Here is a 1,302-nt window from a genome sequence, read left to right as displayed (position 1 = left end):
CGGCCAGCGACAATGAGCCATGAGCTACAACAACCCCAACCTCGCAATCGTCAAAGCCGTGACCGAACAACACATGAGCATCAGCCAAGCAGCCCGCCACTTCAACCGCTCCCGACAATGGATCTACACCCTCCTCAAGCGCTACCACGCCGGCGGACCCGAAGCGGTACTACCACAATCCACCGCACCCCGATCCACACCCAACAAAACCACTGACACGACCATCAAAAACATCATCGCAATCCGCCGAGAACTCACCGCCAAAGGCGCAGACAACGGCCCAGAAACAATCGCCTGGATCCTCACCCAACGCGGACTCCACGCCCCCGCCGAATCCACCATCCGCCGCATCCTGACTCAACAAGGAATGGTCACCCCACAACCAGCCAAACGACCTAAAGCATCCCTACGACGCTTCGAAGCGACCTTGCCAAACGAATGCTGGCAAGCCGATGTCACCCACACCCGACTCCGCAACGGCAAAGCCATCGACGTCCTCGACTTCATCGACGACCACTCCCGCTACCTGCTCTACCTCGTCGCCCACCCCAGGGTGTACGGACCCACCGTCGCCACCGCCATACACACCATCACCGATACCTACGGCCTACCCCAATCCACCCTCACCGACAACGGCCTCATATTCACCGCGCGGCTAGCAGGCGCCAAAGGAGGAAAAACCGCCTTCGAAAAATTCCTTGAACACCACAGCATCAAACAGAAAAACGGTCGAGTCGCCCACCCACAAACCCAAGGAAAAATAGAACGCTTCCACCAAACCCTCAAAAAATGGATCCGCGCACAAACCCCCGCAGAAACCATCCCTGAACTGCAACAACAACTCGACACATTCCGCCACTGGTACAACACCGAACGCCCCCACCGAGCACTAGGACGCCGCACCCCACAACAAGCCTACGAAGCCCTACCCAAAGCATCACCCCAGCCCCTCGTCACCGAAGACAACCGAGTACGCAACGACAAAGTCGACAAAGCAGGCCGCATCACACTTCGATTCGCCGGACAAATGAGATACCTCGGCATCGGCCGCGCCCACACAGGAACACGCACACTCACCATCATCACCGGCACTCACGCACTAACAACCAACACAGAAACCGGAGAAATCATCGCCGAACACAACATCGACACAGGCCGTCGTTACCAACCAAACCTGATCAAGAACACCCGCCCCACCCAAACACAAACGCCACAAAGCTAGAACACTGCTCTAACCCTGCGGCGTAAAGTGTCAACCATGTCGCGACTGACAATGTCAACGATGTCCCGACTGATCACAAA

The 1,302-nt window shown here is 57.1% G+C and carries 1 protein-coding gene; it reads left to right on the top strand.

Going from position 1 to position 1,302, the window contains the following annotated elements; all coding sequences use genetic code 11:
- Window positions 1-19: 19 nt before the first annotated feature.
- Window positions 20-1,222: an IS481 family transposase gene (locus HMPREF0183_RS11230; RefSeq protein ID WP_005886220.1), complete on the top strand. Its 1,203-nt coding sequence runs from the start codon at window positions 20-22 to the stop codon at window positions 1,220-1,222.
- The last annotated feature ends 80 nt before the right edge of the window (window positions 1,223-1,302 follow it).

It is taken from the genome of Brevibacterium mcbrellneri ATCC 49030 (genome assembly GCF_000178455.1).
Classification (GTDB): domain Bacteria; phylum Actinomycetota; class Actinomycetes; order Actinomycetales; family Brevibacteriaceae; genus Brevibacterium; species Brevibacterium mcbrellneri.
Note: the sequence above shows the minus strand (reverse complement) of the source record. Positions and strands in the feature narration are given on the sequence as shown.